General features: G+C 39.6%; 12 protein-coding genes and 3 riboswitches. Of the genes, 5 read left to right on the forward strand and 7 right to left on the reverse strand.

Going from position 1 to position 16,588, the window contains the following annotated elements; genetic code table 11:
* Nucleotides 1–71: 71 nt before the first annotated feature.
* Together QE450_RS01345 and QE450_RS01350 are read left to right on the forward strand one after the other, a co-directional pair.
* The gene (locus QE450_RS01345) at nt 72–2,771 is read left to right on the forward strand and encodes a rhamnogalacturonan lyase family protein (protein WP_307296162.1); all 2,700 of its coding nucleotides are present in this window, start codon (nt 72–74) and stop codon (nt 2,769–2,771) included.
* 262 nt (nt 2,772–3,033) lie between these two features.
* Nucleotides 3,034–4,752, forward strand: a complete 1,719-nt coding sequence (locus QE450_RS01350) for a methyl-accepting chemotaxis protein (protein ID WP_307296164.1) — start codon at nt 3,034–3,036, stop codon at nt 4,750–4,752.
* Between the two features lie 246 nt (nt 4,753–4,998).
* On the opposite strand, the gene QE450_RS01355 is transcribed toward QE450_RS01350, so the two are convergent.
* The 3 genes from QE450_RS01355 to QE450_RS01365 form a co-directional block, all read right to left on the reverse strand.
* Nucleotides 4,999–5,163: a DUF1540 domain-containing protein gene (locus QE450_RS01355; protein WP_204825444.1), complete on the reverse strand. Its 165-nt coding sequence runs from the start codon at nt 5,161–5,163 to the stop codon at nt 4,999–5,001.
* Between the two features lie 291 nt (nt 5,164–5,454).
* On the reverse strand, nt 5,455–6,291 hold the full coding sequence (locus QE450_RS01360) for a 1,4-dihydroxy-6-naphtoate synthase (RefSeq protein ID WP_307296169.1): 837 nt from the start codon (nt 6,289–6,291) through the stop codon (nt 5,455–5,457).
* Nucleotide 6,292: 1 nt separating this feature from the next.
* The gene (locus QE450_RS01365; protein ID WP_307296171.1) at nt 6,293–6,973 is read right to left on the reverse strand and encodes a futalosine hydrolase; all 681 of its coding nucleotides are present in this window, start codon (nt 6,971–6,973) and stop codon (nt 6,293–6,295) included.
* A gap of 469 nt (nt 6,974–7,442) precedes the next feature.
* Between QE450_RS01365 and fdhF the strand changes: the two genes are divergently transcribed.
* The gene (gene fdhF / locus QE450_RS01370; protein ID WP_307296174.1) at nt 7,443–10,436 is read left to right on the forward strand and encodes a formate dehydrogenase subunit alpha; all 2,994 of its coding nucleotides are present in this window, start codon (nt 7,443–7,445) and stop codon (nt 10,434–10,436) included.
* Nucleotides 10,420–10,989, forward strand: a complete 570-nt coding sequence (locus QE450_RS01375) for a helical membrane plugin domain-containing protein (RefSeq protein WP_273615074.1) — start codon at nt 10,420–10,422, stop codon at nt 10,987–10,989. Before fdhF ends, QE450_RS01375 begins: the two co-directional genes overlap by 17 nt.
* Nucleotides 10,990–11,140: 151 nt before the next feature.
* Here the strand turns inward: QE450_RS01375 and QE450_RS01380 are convergent, their stop codons facing one another.
* The 3 genes from QE450_RS01380 to QE450_RS01390 all read right to left on the reverse strand — a co-directional run bounded on the left by QE450_RS01380 (nt 11,141) and on the right by QE450_RS01390 (nt 14,666).
* Nucleotides 11,141–11,953: a transglutaminase-like domain-containing protein gene (locus QE450_RS01380; RefSeq protein ID WP_274170811.1), complete on the reverse strand. Its 813-nt coding sequence runs from the start codon at nt 11,951–11,953 to the stop codon at nt 11,141–11,143.
* Nucleotides 11,954–11,966: 13 nt separating this feature from the next.
* A riboswitch (cyclic di-GMP riboswitch) is annotated at nt 11,967–12,044 on the reverse strand.
* Between the two features lie 68 nt (nt 12,045–12,112).
* Nucleotides 12,113–12,196: riboswitch (cyclic di-GMP riboswitch) on the reverse strand.
* 90 nt (nt 12,197–12,286) lie between these two features.
* Nucleotides 12,287–12,931, reverse strand: a complete 645-nt coding sequence (locus QE450_RS01385) for a class D sortase (protein ID WP_307296182.1) — start codon at nt 12,929–12,931, stop codon at nt 12,287–12,289.
* 62 nt (nt 12,932–12,993) lie between these two features.
* Nucleotides 12,994–13,090, reverse strand: a riboswitch (cyclic di-GMP riboswitch).
* Nucleotides 13,091–13,217: 127 nt separating this feature from the next.
* Nucleotides 13,218–14,666, reverse strand: a complete 1,449-nt coding sequence (locus QE450_RS01390) for an aminotransferase-like domain-containing protein (RefSeq protein WP_307296183.1) — start codon at nt 14,664–14,666, stop codon at nt 13,218–13,220.
* 128 nt (nt 14,667–14,794) lie between these two features.
* Between QE450_RS01390 and QE450_RS01395 the strand changes: the two genes are divergently transcribed.
* Nucleotides 14,795–15,415 (forward strand): LysE/ArgO family amino acid transporter, encoded by a 621-nt coding sequence (locus tag QE450_RS01395; RefSeq protein WP_307296185.1) that lies wholly within the window; start codon nt 14,795–14,797, stop codon nt 15,413–15,415.
* Nucleotides 15,416–15,592: 177 nt separating this feature from the next.
* On the opposite strand, the gene QE450_RS01400 is transcribed toward QE450_RS01395, so the two are convergent.
* Complete coding sequence (locus QE450_RS01400; RefSeq protein WP_307296189.1) at nt 15,593–16,576, reverse strand: glycoside hydrolase family 43 protein; 984 nt, start codon at nt 16,574–16,576, stop codon at nt 15,593–15,595.
* Between the last annotated feature and the right edge of the window lie 12 nt (nt 16,577–16,588).

Genomic DNA, 16,588 nt, shown 5'->3' on the forward strand with positions numbered 1-16,588 from the left:
ACTGATGATCATTCCATGTATGATGCTAATGTAAGCGCTTCACTATTAAAAATGAGGAAGAAGGGGTATATTTGAATCGATCATTTTCGTGTCGTCCATGGATATCGCTTGTGCTTATAATGGTTATGTTATTTGCTGGATTGCCTTTGAACCGCTCTATCGCAGCTGAAGATCAAGAACAACCGACTAATCCTTCTTATCTAGGAACAATCGAACAAGAAGAACAGACACCTAATGTAATCAATAATACGTATGGCAATGAGCCTGTTATAGTCTCGAATCCAACAGTCTATCTCGCAGGAGATTCTACTGTACAGACTTATGCAACATCCAAACAACCGCAAGCAGGATGGGGGCAAATGATAGACCGTTATTTAGACGACAAAGTGAAGATTAGCAATCAAGCGATAGGTGGACGTAGTTCCCGTTCTTTTATCGAACAAGGAAGATTAGATACGATCTTGAACCAGATTCAACCTGGCGATTATCTGATGATCCAGTTCGGTCACAATGATGCCGATACGAAGCCAGAGCGCTACACACCTGTACCTGATTACAAAGTATACCTCAAGCAATATATTGATGGTGCTCTTGCTCATGGAGCCACTCCGATTCTTGTTACTCCTGTAGGTCGCAGAGATTTTAATACGACAACAGGGCAATTCAATATCAGTTTCCCCAATTATGTAACAGCGATGAAAGAAGTCGCTACTCAGACCCATACACCTTTAATCGATCTTAGCGCTCGCAGTGTTGCTTATTATAATTCGATCGGTGCTGAAGAATCCAAAAAAGTCTTTTTACATGTCCCTTCAGGTGTTTATCCCAATTTTCCAGATGGAGTGGTAGATAACACTCATTTTCAAGAGTACGGAGCTATTCAGATCGCAAGACTGGTAGCAAAAGGAATCGCTGATCTGAATCTTCCTTTAGCACAACATGTACAGAATCTAACGATAACTGAAAATGCTACTGTTGCTTCCGGTCAACGTGCTATGGAAAAGTTGAATCGTGGACTGGTTGCTGTGAAAAGCAAAAATGGGATCTATGTAGGTTGGAGAATGTTAGGACTTGATCCAGACGGGATCGCATTTAATTTATATCGGGATGGTGTGCTGGTAAATAGCCAACCGATTACAGGCGCTACCAATCTGCTGGATTCTCAAGGAACAGACAAGTCATTCTATACATTATTTACAGTGCAAAATGGTAAAGAAACATCAGTAGCTACTCCTGTATCTGTATGGCAACAGCAATACAAATCAGTTCCTTTGCAAAAGCCTGCTGACGGTGTCACCAAAGACGGAGTATCGTATACGTATAGTGCAAATGATGCTAGTGTAGGCGATCTGGATGGAGATGGAGAGTACGAAATTGTACTGTTGTGGTCACCTTCTAATGCCAAAGATAATTCACAATCTGGATATACAGGCATTGTATATCTGGATGCATATAAGTTAAATGGTACTCGTTTATGGCGGATCAATATGGGGCCTAATATTCGTGCAGGTGCTCATTATTCTCCATTTGTAGTCTATGATCTGGATGGAGATGGAAAGTCTGAAGTGGCTTTGCGTACAGCAGACGGTACGATTGATGGACAAGGCAAAGTTATTGGCGATATCAAAGCAGACTATCGCAATAGTGCTGGATATGTACTCACAGGTCCCGAGTTTTTGACGGTATTTCAAGGCGCCACAGGAGCGGCACTAGACACCGTTAATTATGATCCGCCTCGTGGAACAGTAGCTTCATGGGGAGATAATTATGGCAATCGGGTCGATCGGTTTCTAGCAGGAGTTGCTTATTTGGACGGGCAACATCCAAGCTTTGTAATGACCCGAGGATATTACACACGTACTGTTCTGGTAGCTTATGATTTTCGAGAAGGCAAAATCGTCAAGCGCTGGACATACGATACCAATGTAGGCAATCAGACTACGTATACAGCGCAAGGTAATCATGCGCTGAATGTAGCAGATGTCGATGGAGATGGTAAAGACGAGATTAATTTTGGTTCTATTTCGATCGATGATAATGGAACCCCACGTTATACTACAGGGCTTGGACATGGTGACGCTCAGCACTTAGGTGATCTGAACCCGAATCGAGCAGGGCTTGAAGTATTCGGAGTGCATGAGCATAAAGATTCTCCATACGGCATGGAAGTTCATGATGCGAATACCGGACAAATTCTATGGGGAGTCAAAACAGGGATTGATACAGGACGCGGTATGTCAGCAGATATCGATCCTCGTTTTCCCGGAGAAGAAGTGTGGGCAGCTACCATTACTAATGCGCAACATGTTCCAATCACCGGATTATACAGTATTACAGGTGAATTAATTAGCAAAACTATTCCTTCATCGACCAATTTTGGTATCTGGTGGGATGGCGATCTATTACGAGAATTGTTAGATGATAATCGGATCGATAAATGGGATTATACTAACAGCACGACGACCAATCTATTTACAGCAACAGGCAGTAGTTCTAACAACGGAACCAAAGCGACACCAGCGCTACAAGCAGATCTGTATGGAGACTGGCGTGAAGAAGTGGTTTTGCGTTCCAATGATAACAGTGAATTACGTATCTATACGACGACAGATATAACCGATTATCGGTTGCGTACACTGATGCATGATCCGGTGTATCGTTTGTCTGTCGCATGGCAAAATGCAGGATACAATCAACCACCACATCCAGGTTTTCATATAGGAGTAGGGATGAAGAAACCTCAATCACCTGATATTTATTATGTACAATAAATAAAATACACCTCATGATCTAACGTGAATATATCCTCATATCAAACAATTAAATAAAACAAATACAAAAGGCTATTGACGTTAATGCGTCAGTAGTCTTTTTGTCGTTAACAAGCGATAACACCAGTAATCATAAAGTGAATATTTGTGCTATTACAAAGTGTACTCAAATCCGATATAAATATTATGTAAATAATAGGTAATCGTAACAATGTAATATGCCATTTATTCGAACAATACAGTGTAGCAGGGAGATCATGTTATGAGAACACTATTTAATATTAACAATTGGAATTTACGGCTGAAAATGTTTGTACCGATGGCAATTGTTATGATTGCTTTGATCGGAATTACGGTGTTTGCACTAAGTCATACTAAATCGATCGCCCATACGTTAACTACCAAACTTTATGATCAATCGTATATGACAAATTACTGGTTATTGAATGCAGATCGTGATTATTATCAATCGTTAGTAGCGCAAATGACATTAACCAGTTCGACAGACCCTGCCATTTTGGAAGCAGCCAAAGCAGATTACACTGAAAATGCACAACAAACGTATGAACGTGTTCACAAAGCAGAAGCTATTTTTAAAGCTCATCAAGCAGAATTCAATCAATATCAACATGCTGATTCTAACAAGAACGTATTTGAATTGATTGCAGATTTTGATACTAATTTTGCAGCATGGCAAAAAGAATTTGATATCAATACCAATGCTGTAGCAAATCTAACTGAAAGCACTGCACGCTTTGATGCGGCACGTGAAGATATCAATCAGGCAGAAGAGATTTTGGACAATTATAATCAAGCGATTTTACTAGAAAGCCAAACACTACAGAATCAACTGGCAAAAACATTAATTATCGCAGCAATTGTTGTATTGCTGATTTCTTTAATTGTATGTATAATCTTCGCTCGTAACGTGAACCGTCGTACCAAAGTCACATTAGAAATTATCAACAAAACAGCAGCACTTGATCTGAAATATAGCAAAGGCTATGAAAAATATTTAGAAGAAAAAGATGAGTTTGCTCTTATTATTGCAGCAATGGGTGGAGCACGTAAGCAATTTAGAGAAGTATTTGAGCAGGTGATTACACAGAGCTCTAATTTACAGAATCATATTCAAACGGTGAATCATAACATGTCTCATTTGGAAGACAGCGTACAGGATATTTCTGCTACAACCGAGCAGTTATCGGCAAGCACAGAAGAGACAGCTTCATCGACAGAAGAAATGAATATGACAGCTCGTGATCTGGAACATGCTGTTCATTCTGTAGCTGTTCAAGCACAAGAAAGCGCCAAGTCTGCTGATGAATTGACCCGTCGTGCTCAAGGGCTTAGTCAAGATTTCCGCACTTCTTATAATAAAAGCTTAGGCATCTATACCGGTGTAAAAGAACGTCTGGAACAAGCCCTGCTAGAATCGCAATCGGTATCCAAAATTAATGGTCTGGTATCAACGATTATTACGATTGCAGCACAGACGAATTTGTTATCACTAAATGCAAGTATCGAAGCGGCAAGAGCAGGCGAAGCCGGTAAAGGATTTGCAGTAGTAGCGAGTGAGATTAGTAAATTAGCAGCCAATTCCAAGCAAGCGGCTGACCAGATTGATCAGATTACTCGCAATGTAATCACATCGGTTAGCAATCTTTCATCCAATTCAAATGATTTGCTTCAACTATTTGGCAATGAGATCAAACAGGATTATCATATGATGCTAACTTCAACAGATCAATATGCAGAAAGTGCCAAAGGAATAGATGATATTGCGACAGATCTAAGTTCAACATCCAAACAGCTATTATCTTCTATAGAAAATCAAGTGAAGTCGATTCATGAGATTGCGCTGGCTTCTAATGAAAGTGCAGCGGGGACGTCTACTATTGCAGGCAAAACCGAGACGATTGTAGAGCAAAACGAACGAAGTGATCGAAAGTATGAGTATGTCCAAGCAAGGCATAGATGAACTATTAGCGTCTGTTTCTAGATTTAAAATCTAATACGGCTAGTGATAAGGAATAGCACTTGTAAATTACTGATTGTATTGAGAATGAGAAATGCAATCAGTATGTTTACAGGCAAAACACAGATAAATTGAGATAATCTATAATTTTTTTTCAAATCTACTTGATAATAATAATCATTGTTGGTAGAATATAAAAAGAAAGAAGGAACTCGGCAAAGTCCCTTCTCAGTTGTAAAACATTTTCAATTAGTTGATTGCTTCTTTTTTATCAAAAGTTTGGCAATCTGTTTCTTCAGACTCAGTTGCTTTTTTGTGAGCATGGTTGATGATGAAAATAGATTCAGCAGTACATTTATTTTCTTCAGCCCAATGTGTGCAAGAGTTCACTTCACAAAGTACGTTTTGTACCATAGTAATTCACCTCCTATAGTAGAATGATAGGAATTAGAAATAAGCAGCTCCTTCTGTGAAAAGGGGCTATTTGTATTTCTCGCTACAAATATTGTAGCGTTAATGCCAGTGTACCAGATAATCAATTCAATTGGCAAACTTTTTGCTCACAAATATATAAAAAATCCGCAAAAAAATTAAAAAAAATGTTATTTAGACAAAAAAAAGCCCAAATTCACTGTAGATTTATTGTGAATTGGGGCTTTTTGATGAGTCGTTATGATGCTTTATGATAAAAACCAACTATGACCATTATTTACGTAACAATGAAAGATCAAATGAAGGAACAAGACCTTCGTTAGCAGCACGTCCTAACAACGCTTCGATCGCTCCATAACCATCTTCCCCTAGATTGCGTGTAAATTCATTAACATACAGATTAATATGAGAATCTGCTACTGTAGGGTCCATTTCTTGTGCATAATCCAGTACATATTGACGTGAAGCTTCAGGATGTTCCCAAGCATATTCCACAGAAGAACGTACCCAATCAGCAATCTGATTCGCATCTAATGAACGTTTAGCAATAATAGCTCCCAATGGAATCGGTAATCCAGTATCTTCTTCCCACCAGCTACCCATATCTTCCATTAGTGTTAGACCATAATTAGGATAGGTAAATCGTGCTTCATGAATAACCAGACCTGCATCAATCTGGCCATCTCGAACCGCAGGCATAATCTCATCAAATGGCATAACAACGATTTCCCCAACACCGCCGGGAACATTTTGTGCAGCCCATAGACGGAATAACATATAAGCGGTAGAACGTTCACTAGGTACAGCGACTCTTTTACCGGATAGACTGGCAGGGTTCGTTTCATTAGGATTGGCTGTTAATACCAACGGACCACAGCCTCGGCCAAGAGCACCACCACAAGGAATTAGGGCATAATCTTCTAATAACCACGGCAATGCTGCATAAGACACTTTCAGTACTTCAGGGCCTTCACCTGTAGCTGCCCAGTTATTCGTAATATCAATATCAGCATAAGTTACATCAAGCTCGGGAGCATTCGGAATAAGAGCGTGCACCCACGCATGAAAAACAAATGTATCATTAGGACATGGAGAAAAAGCGATTTTCATATTATAGCACCTCCGGTAATATGGAGCTTGCTTTAGTTAAAGCTTGCAACGCATCAGGAATACGCCAACTGCTTCGATCACGCGGACCGACTCGATTAGAGATTGCACGAATTTCTAGGACTGGTAGATGAAAATAATGAGCAGCCAGCGCTACACCATAACCTTCCATTCCTTCAGCCGAAGCACCTGGAATACGCTCAGCTAACCTGGCTGTTGATTCAGCCGAACCGGTAGTGGTAGATACAGTTAATACCGGGCCAATATGCACAGCAAGACCTTTTAATTGAATCGCTGAAGCAAGACTTCCATTATAGACAGTATCCGCCTGAATAACAGAAGAGCCGAATCCCAATTCATCTACCGAAAGAAATCCATGATCCGGTGTCTCTGAACCGAGGTCTGCTGCAATCATCTGACTCGCAAGTACAATCGAACCGATCTCTGCATAGCCACTGAATCCACCACCAATACCTGCACTAATCACCATATCAAAAGATTCTTTAGCAAGAATCGAAGTTGTTCGCGCTGCTGCTGAAGCAGGGCCTACACCAGCTAATTGCACACTAAAACGGTCTTCACCCCGTGCAGACAATCCTTGCAGAACAGCTTCACGCTCCGCTTCAACAGCTGTCATAATCAATATTCGTTTAGAGGACGAATGAGAATGAATCGAAGTATTCATAGATTGTATCTCCTTATGGTTTACAAGCATTTCATTACAAGCTACTTTCTAACGTTACTCTCATTAAGCTATAAAGTAAAGTCAGCTCTAAAGCATAACATCATTATCAATCACCAGAAATAAGAAGCAAAAGAATCATTCAAACGCCAAAATAGTATCACTCTAGCTCTAATAGGATCACACATTATTTAGCTGCAAATAAACTACAAATATAATATGTAATTAAATCAATATGAATTATGTATGAATAGAAATAATAGATCACCACATAAAAGGGAAAAGATGCTTACTTTAAAAAGGGATTGGGTAAATATGATTCATTCAATTTTATAATACATTCAATTTTATAATACATTATTTTGTGATAAGTCGTTGCAAGACATCATGTCAGGATCAATTTAGAAGTAGCTTATTGCATCATACAACTAGACTATTTAGGACTAATTTTAAGGTAGAGGTGAACAGGATGATGAAGAAAGGCCATACAGAACAGATCGTGATTGAAGTAAACGGACAATCGGTCGTTACAGAACCAGGTATAACTATCGTGCAAGCAGCCAAAGGACAAGACGAATTTTATATTCCGCAAATTTGTTATAACGAGCAACTAGGAGCAATCGAGACATGTGATACATGTATGGTAGAAGTGAACGGAGAATTGGTTCGCGGATGTAGCACGGTAGTTAGTCCAGGCATGCAAATCTCTACAGAATCTTCACTGGTCAAAGCAGCACAGCAAGAATCGATGTCACGTATTCTCAAAAATCATGAACTGTATTGTACGGTCTGCGATAACAATAATGGAAATTGTGTCGTTCATAACACAACAGAAAAATTAGGGATCGAACATCAGACTTATCCTTTTCAACCCAAACCTTATCAAATTGATAACACCAATCCTTTTTATAGATATGATCCAGATCAATGTATTTTATGTGGACGCTGTGTAGAAGCTTGTCAGGATCTTCAAGTCAATGAGACATTAACGATCGATTGGAGTCGTGATCAGCCGCGGGTCATCTGGGATGATGATGTGCCTGTTGATCAGTCTTCGTGTGTATCGTGCGGACATTGTGTTACAGTATGCCCTTGTAATGCTTTGATGGAGACTACGATGGTCGGTGAAGCTGGATTCCTAACAGGTATCGATAATCAAGTGATGGAACCGATGATTGAACTGACCAAAGAAATCGAACCGGGATACCGAGAAATATTTAAAGTATCAGAGATCGAAGCTTCTATGCGTAGTTCGCGGATCAAACGTACCAAAACCGTCTGCACATATTGTGGAGTCGGCTGTAGCTTTGAAGTATGGACCAAAGGGCGCGATATTCTCAAAATCGAACCTTCAATCGATGCACCGGTGAATGGAATTTCGACGTGTATTAAAGGCAAATGGGGTTGGGATTTTGTAAATAGTGAAGAACGTCTGACCAAACCTTTGATCCGTAAAGGTGATCGATTTGTCGAATCAAGCTGGGAAGAAGCGCTTAATCTGATCGCTGGCAAATTAGGCAGTATTCGTGATGAGTATGGAGCAGATTCGATTGGTTATATCGCTTCATCGAAATGTTCTAATGAAGAAAATTATATTTTCCAAAAATTTGTACGCTCTATTATGGGCACGAACAATGTGGATAACTGTTCTCGTTATTGTCAGTCTCCAGCTACATCGGGATTGATGCGCACCGTAGGTATGGGCGGAGATAGTGGTACGATTGAAGATATTCAGCAAGCAGATCTAGTTATGATTGTAGGAGCGAACCCTGCTGAATCCCATCCGGTATTAGCTACAAGAGTGAAAAGAGCACATAAACTGCATGGTCAAAAATTGATCGTATCCGATCTACGCAAAAATGAAATGGCAGAACGTGCAGATATTCATTTGCATCCAAGTCCGGGTTCTGATCTGGTCTGGGTATCTGCGGTTACCAAATATATTATCGATCAAGGCTGGGAAGATAACGGATTTTTAACAGCTCGTGTCGATGGATACGAAGAGTTCCGTCAATCACTCGATCAGTATACATTAGAATATGCAGAGCAAGTATCCGGCATCTCACAAGCCGAATTGATTGCTACCGCTGAAATGATTCATCAAGCCCAATCTGTATGTGTGTTGTGGGCAATGGGTGTAACTCAACATCGCGGTGGAACAGATACATCTACAGCGCTATGTAATCTGTTGTTAACTACAGGTAATTTCGGTCGTCCGGGCACAGGCGCTTATCCTTTACGTGGTCACAACAACGTACAGGGCGCTTGTGATTTTGGAACGATGCCGAATTTCTTTCCGGGATATGAAAAAGTATCAGATGATGATGTACGTCATCGTTATGAGCAAGCATGGGGCGTTCAGCTTCCTGCAGAACCTGGATATGACAATCATCAGATGGTCGATGCGATCGAAGAAGGTAAGCTAAAAGCCATGTATCTATTTGGTGAAGATATGGCGTTGGTCGATTCCAATTCTAACTTTGTCGCAGAGATGTTAGGCAAGCTAGACTTTTTCGTTGTACAGGATATTTTCTTCTCCAATACAGCTCAATATGCTGATGTGATTTTGCCAGCTTCTCCAAGTCTTGAAAAAGACGGTACATTTACCAATACCGAGCGCCGTATTCAGCGGTTCCATGAAGTGCTTGCCCCTCTAGGTGATTCCAAGCCAGACTGGCGCATTATTCAAGATGTTGCTAATGCTTTGGGAGCGCAGTGGAATTATACTCATCCGAGCGAAATTATGGCAGAAGCAGCGAGTCTAGCCCCTTTATTTGCAGGTGTTCATTATGATCTGTTAGAAGGCTGGAATAGTCAATTGTGGCCTGTGCATCCGAACGGAACCAGTACACATTTGTTGTATGAAGAAGAGTTCCATTTCCCTAACGGAAAAGCAAAATTATATCCGGTAGAATGGACACAACCGTATGAGCCAGAAGCGATGTATGATCTACATTTGAATAACGGACGGTTATTAGAACATTTCCATGAAGGCAATATGACGTACAAAGCAGAGGGAATTCGCCATAAAGTGCCTGGCACATGGCTAGAAGTCTCACCAGAATTGGCAGCAGAGCGAGGAGTACAAGACGGTAGCAAAGTTCGATTGATTTCTCCTTTTGGTAAAGTCAAATTGTCGGTACTGGTAACAGATCGGGTGAAAGGCAAAGAATTGTATTTGCCGATGAATACATCCAATGAACATGAAGCCATCAACCGCCTAACCAGTAGTTATACCGATAAAGTTACCCATACGCCAAGTTACAAAGAAATCAATGTGATGATGGAAGTGTTGGTAGATGAAGTAGAGCATCAGGTGTCGCCTTTGCCTCAGGTCAACCCACGCTTCGCTACACGCCGTCCTCAGATCAGTGTACGAGTCGAAGATAAGTGGAATCGATCAGACTATGAACCGATTGCTACAACGATCCAGAAGGAGCGTGAGTCTCATGGCGAGACCTATTAAGCAGATAGAACGTCATATTCCGACAGAAGCGGAGCTTCAAGCTCAATCACTAGGTCTATTGATCAAAGCATTAACAGACAATACAGAATCAATCTTGAAAATGCTAGAGATTGTCAAAGAACTGGATCGAGCAGGCGTACTGGATATTGCAGATGCTGCGCTCAAAAATAGAATTCCAATCAGTGCGATAGGCATCGATATGATTGAAGGTATGAATTTGCCCCCATTGATTAAAAATGCGTTTACGCTTATTCAAGTATTAGGTAAGCTTGATCCAAAAGAACTAGAAAAGCTAATCAAAGCTTTAGGAGCAGGATTAGATCATCTAGGAGACCTACATTCTGATTCTTCACAGAAATTGTATGAGAATGATAAGCCTTCCAAAGTCGGGAAAAAGAACAGTCATGCTGATGATCATCCGCCAGGTATGATTGGATTGCTCGGAATGATGCGCGATCCTGATGTTAGATCTTCACTATCGGTAGGATTACAGTTTCTCAAAGCAATGGGCGGGGAACTGAGCAAAAAAGAACCTCCTCAAAGCTCACAATGATTAAAATGCAGTGTATGGTAGTCATAGAACAGCTGTAAATACAAATAATAAATCCAATCAAAAAAGCGAGAAAGATCATTTATATGATCTTTCTCGCTTTTTTTGAATTGTGTATGAATATGCAAATGTAATGAATATTTGAAATGTGAGATTAGTAAGTTTTAACAGCTTTGTATTCAGCAGCATCTTTAGCTAATGTTGTTGTTTTACCGCTTTGTTTTAAAGTAGCATCAACTGTAGTATCTACTGTTACCCATTGACCATTCAATAAAACTTCGTTCCAAGCATGGTATTCTTTAACATTTGTAGAAGTACCCATTACCAATTTTGTAGGAACGCCTACGCTACGAAGCATTGCTGCATTTAGAGAAGCGTAATCGTAGCAAATGCCTTTGTTAGATACTAATGTAGTTGCAGCATCTGGTACATATACAGCAGGCAATGCACTAGCAAATTTATAATCGTATTTTACATTAGTAGTAATATAATCGTAGATAGCTTGTGCTTTTTCTGTATCTGTTGTCGCATTTTTAGTCAATTGTTGTGCTTTGCTGATAAGAGCAGTAGCATTTTTCCAATCTACATTTTGAGTGGAAGCAAGATAGACAGCATTTTCATTGTTAAGGTTCATTTCAAGAGAATCACCTTGGACTTTTTTGTAGCTGTTACCTGATGTGTTCTCAAGAATAGTTACATTATATGTTCCGTTACCTAATTGTAAAGGGAAAGAAGAATCAGTTTGAGTTGAGTTAAGATCGTAAGTGTAGTTCACATCGTTTTTGCTAATCATCAATTTAGTACGAGTGTGACTTGGTGCATTATAATGAACGGCGATAAAGCCTTCACTTACAGTTGAAGTGTCTAACCAAGAGTCAGTAGCAGGAGGTGTAGCTGCATAAGTATGCGTCGGAGCGAAAGAGATAAGAGTGAATGCTGTCAAGCAAGTTAGCAAAAGTTTTTTCATGATTAGTATTCCTTTCGGTAGCTGGCTGCCATGTGGTCAAGGCCCTTTAGCTTTGCGTCCCAGTCTTTCGACAGGTTTGCCGTTATCGTTTGAATTTTAGTTTAAATTTGCATATATGACATAAAAAGGATATTTAGTGTATAGAAAAAAGCTTCTTCATTCGGTGGCTGGCTGCCAACCTCTAAGAGGTAAGGCCCTTTAGCTTTGCGTCCCATTCTTTCGAAAGGTTTGCCATTATCGTGCAGAAGCTTTTATGGTTAAGTGTCTAAATTCCTAAACCTTAAAAGTTACTGGTTGTTCATATTTACTATAATATCATTAAATTGAGAAAAATCAACTAGAAATATTTGTCGATATTCGTTCAGCATGGATAATAAGTCTATGAGTCGGATTAACTAGAGGATCGCAAGTCACTAGCGTGATTTCTTCACGATTAGGGTGACTTTCTAATACTGATACGTCAGTAGGTTCCACTATACTTATATTATCGGTTTTATATTCGAAAACTTTACCCCTAGACTCAATTTTCACAATATCGCCAATTTTGACCTCATTTAATCGATTAAATAATCGTCCATATTTGTGAGCTCGATGCGCAGCAATTGCGAAGTTGCCTGCTTGACCTAATTGATCTGTTTCAGAAATGTGTACAGCTGCACTACGCATATTATCGCGTGTTGCTCCTTCGACAATCGGTAATTTGACATCAATCTTATCAATAGTAATAATCCCTAAAATGTCACCTTGTACTGGTGCTGGAGCAGAAGTAGACTGTTCACTTTCTTCATTTAAAAGATGATTTACTTTGGCATATCCACTTTTTAAATTTGCAGGTTGAGCAGTAGACGGTGCGATTGCTTCACTTTCAGCTTCATTTAATAAGCGATCTTGTTGCCAATCGGCATACCATTCACTGACTTGTGGATAAGCTAGAATCATAATGCCTAACAGAATAAATAAATAAGACCACTTTTTCATAGTTATCACTCCGTATCTCTTGTTGTATACGATAAAAAAACAGAAAAACCCCGATCATTGTTCGGGGCGGTAGGACAATCAATAAAGTATATTCAATCTATACTTGTTAGACTCCACACTTTGCGTCCTATTCTTTCGAATAGTTTGCTTTTCTCCATACATGAAATTGTCTGTTAAAGCTACAGCTAATAGTATCATTGATAGTATGCACAGTAAATAAGTAAGTGAGATAATAACACCAATAAAACAGCAAAATGTCTTAAAAAATAATAAATGATTGTTCAAACTAACGACATAACGAAATAATACATTTTTTGAGTTGGATAATGCTAGTGTGTAGATGCTCTGGTGAGGTATACGCATATGATAATCTTATATGCGATGTGGCTTCGTCTTCATATAAATAACCCGGATTAATTAAAATATTTGCCTGAATAGCGCGCTCAAACAATAATTGCATAGGTACTGTAACGGTTAACTTTACCCAAATATAAAAGCCACCTGTAGGTATTTGCCAATCGGCTATATCGTTAAAATGTTGCTGTAATAGTTCAAGCATCTGATCACGACGTGTACGCAATTGCCCGCGTACCCATTGTATATGCGGTTCGTGATAACCTTGAGCGAACCATTGGGTAGCAACATATTGAGAAAGATTGCTAGAACCGTAATCGGTCTGCATTTTGATATCTGCTAATCGTTCGATAACTGGTTCAGGTGCGATAACCCAACCTACTCGAAGCCCCGGACTCATCATTTTGGACATACTTCCTAAATAGACGATATTGCCATTGGAATCTTGTGATTTAAGCGGAGCAGGGGGAAGATCATCTAACCATAATTCACGATATACATCATCTTCGATAATAGGTAATCTCAATTCTTTACATTGTTCAATAAGATCATTACGGCGTTGCTTAGACATCAGTATACCTGTTGGATTATGAAAAGTAGGAATCGTATATAGTAATCCTGATTGATATTGAGCGACTGTGGCATGTAAATCTTTCAGATCAATCCCTTCTTTATCCAGAGAAACAGAATGAATAGGTATACCTGCCGATTGAAAGACTTGAATAGAACGAATATAAGATGGAGATTCAGCTACAATACTAGAAGGGCGAGCGAGAAGTCCTACAGCTATTAATTGTAGAGCTTGAATAGATCCAGATACGATCAAAATAGAATCAGGGCTACAATGTATGCCCCATTGCTTTACATAATGAACAATCTGCTGTCTTAATTCAAAATTGCCTTTTGGTTCTTCATACCCTAAAAACAGTTCAGACGGTGCTTGTTGTAAAATAGAAGATATTTGGCGATGAGGCATTAACTCTTTGCTTAATTCACCTGTGCCTGTACGAATCATTCCTTGAGCAAATTCAGCATGATTAATTTTTTGAATCGTTTTTAGATTGGGTTGATGGGTGCCGGAATTTACATAAGCTTGCCAATCTATCGTTTGCTGAGAAGCAGCAGCTATCAGGTTCCATGTGTTGTTGATTACAGTTGTGCCTCCACCTTTATTACCCTCTATAATGCCCCATGATTTTAATTCATCTAATGCGATCGTAATTGTACTACGATTTACTTCAAATACAGTAGCTAGTTGGCGTTGTGAAGGCAAGCGAGTCCCGATCGGCCATTCACCACTGATTATTTTATAACGAATATGTTGCTCGATTTGTCTATGTAAAGGTAAAGTGGATTGTCGATCAGGCTTCCAATAATTCATTGAGTGTACTCCTTTGTACAGTAGATTGAATCCTAAAGATTTGGTTGGGTTATATACTACACATTTGGCTGTACCTTTACTAGCCTATTCAAGATAGACTTAGATATGCAAGTGAAAGGAGAACAGATATGGTTGGTATTGTGATGCATGCTTTTTTATTAGCATTAGGGCTTATTTTACCTTTAGGGGTGCAAAATATCTTTATTTTTCAACAAGGGATTGTGCAGCGACCACTCTGGCGTGCTCTGCCTGTAGTGATAACAGCAGGTATTTGCGATACTTTACTTATTAGTCTGGCTGTAGGTGGAGTGTCATTAGTAGTGCTTGGATTACCGTGGATTAAGCATGTTCTAATGATCGGTGGAATTGTGTTTCTTCTATATATGGGGTATATCACATGGAAAAGTAATATTCGTTCTGAGCAAGGGAGTATACAACCATTGTCGATACGCAAGCAGATTGTGTTTGCTTTATCTGTATCCTTGCTCAATCCACATGCGTTGCTAGATACGATCGGCGTAATTGGGATTAGTTCATTACCGTATGAAGGTGTTGATAAATTTATTTTTACTTTCACATGTATTATTGTTTCATGGGTGTGGTTTGTCTGCTTGGCAGTAAGTGGACATTGGGTGGGTCGTTTTGATTCTTCCGGTAGATGGCTAAATGTATTGAACAAATGTTCAGCATTAATGATCTGGGGGATTGCGCTATTTCTTTTATATCGTTATCTGTATGAAGCTGTATGAAATGAAGATTATAGTCAGAACAAATGCTACATATACTATGTTAAAGCACAACAAAAAACCTCTATGTCGCTGAAATATCTCAGTAATACAGAGGTTTTTTGTTTATTTTATTTGATAAGATATTCAGAGAAAGTGGTATTTTTTTGATAGGTACTGTACAGATAGAGTGCAATCAATCTAGACAGTATCAGCAACAGGGCGACCAAAGTCAGGTGTACCATCAGACCTCCATTGGATCACTTGAGCACGCATATGACGGTTAGGATCATATAATGGATTGCCTGAAATTTCTTTGTAATTACGAGCATGATAGATCATTACATCATGTTGCCCATCTTCTGAGATTGTAAAGCAATTATGCCCGGGGCCATATTGAGAATAGGCTTCTGCTGTGCCAAAAACAGGCTGATCACTTTTGCGCCATGATCCAGCATTTAGAATATCGCTATGGATATCGGCTGTAAGTAGTCCCAGACAATAATGATGATCGGTAGCACTGGCAGAATAGCTGATAAATAATTGATCTTGTTTACGTAAAAAAGCAGGACCTTCGTTGACTTTGAATCCGATACATTCCCATGACAATTCAGGAATACTTAATCGAGTGGGAGTCCCTTTTAATGTCCAGGGATTTGCCATAAGAGATAAGTATAAATTGGAATTTCCATCGATTTCAGGTTCTTTTTGCGCCCATAACAGATATTGTTGATCTTGATGTATAAATGTTGTCGCATCCAGAGCGAATGTATCCCATGGGGTAACGATTTGTCCTTTTTCGATCCATGAACCTTGTAGTGGATCAGGGTGATCATTTTCCAGTACAAACATACGATGCTGGAAAAGCCCATCGACAATCTCGTCTGTAGCTGCGGCAGCAAAATAGATATACCATTTCTGATGAATATAATGAAGCTCAGGAGCCCAGATTAAATGACTCATCGGCCCGCTATCTGGCTTACGCCATACGATTACAGGCTCTGCATCAGCTAGACTTTGAATCGTAGCCGCACGCCGAAGTTCGATATAATCAAACGAAGGAACAGAGCCGGTAAAATAATATTGTTGATCAATATGGCGATACACCCAGGGATCAGCACGTTGTTCAATAATCGGATTGCGATAAGTATTCGTAGCAGAAGAGGGTGAAGATTGAGTATCCATCTCAAAACTCCT

It is taken from the genome of Paenibacillus sp. SORGH_AS_0306, from assembly GCF_030819345.1.
Lineage (GTDB): Bacteria > Bacillota > Bacilli > Paenibacillales > Paenibacillaceae > Saccharibacillus > Saccharibacillus kyungheensis.

What these genes read in the sequence shown, in the direction of transcription:
- QE450_RS01350 (WP_307296164.1), top strand. Translation starts at nt 3,034, where the DNA reads ATGAGAACACTATTTAATATTAACAATTGGAATTTACGGCTGAAAATG.
- QE450_RS01355 (WP_204825444.1), bottom strand. Translation starts at nt 5,163, where the DNA reads ATGGTACAAAACGTACTTTGTGAAGTGAACTCTTGCACACATTGGGCT.
- QE450_RS01360 (WP_307296169.1), bottom strand. Translation starts at nt 6,291, where the DNA reads ATGAAAATCGCTTTTTCTCCATGTCCTAATGATACATTTGTTTTTCAT.
- QE450_RS01365 (WP_307296171.1), bottom strand. Translation starts at nt 6,973, where the DNA reads ATGAATACTTCGATTCATTCTCATTCGTCCTCTAAACGAATATTGATT.
- fdhF (WP_307296174.1), top strand. Translation starts at nt 7,443, where the DNA reads ATGAAGAAAGGCCATACAGAACAGATCGTGATTGAAGTAAACGGACAA.
- QE450_RS01375 (WP_273615074.1), top strand. Translation starts at nt 10,420, where the DNA reads ATGGCGAGACCTATTAAGCAGATAGAACGTCATATTCCGACAGAAGCG.
- QE450_RS01380 (WP_274170811.1), bottom strand. Translation starts at nt 11,953, where the DNA reads ATGAAAAAACTTTTGCTAACTTGCTTGACAGCATTCACTCTTATCTCT.
- QE450_RS01385 (WP_307296182.1), bottom strand. Translation starts at nt 12,931, where the DNA reads ATGAAAAAGTGGTCTTATTTATTTATTCTGTTAGGCATTATGATTCTA.
- QE450_RS01390 (WP_307296183.1), bottom strand. Translation starts at nt 14,666, where the DNA reads ATGAATTATTGGAAGCCTGATCGACAATCCACTTTACCTTTACATAGA.
- QE450_RS01395 (WP_307296185.1), top strand. Translation starts at nt 14,795, where the DNA reads ATGGTTGGTATTGTGATGCATGCTTTTTTATTAGCATTAGGGCTTATT.
- QE450_RS01400 (WP_307296189.1), bottom strand. Translation starts at nt 16,576, where the DNA reads ATGGATACTCAATCTTCACCCTCTTCTGCTACGAATACTTATCGCAAT.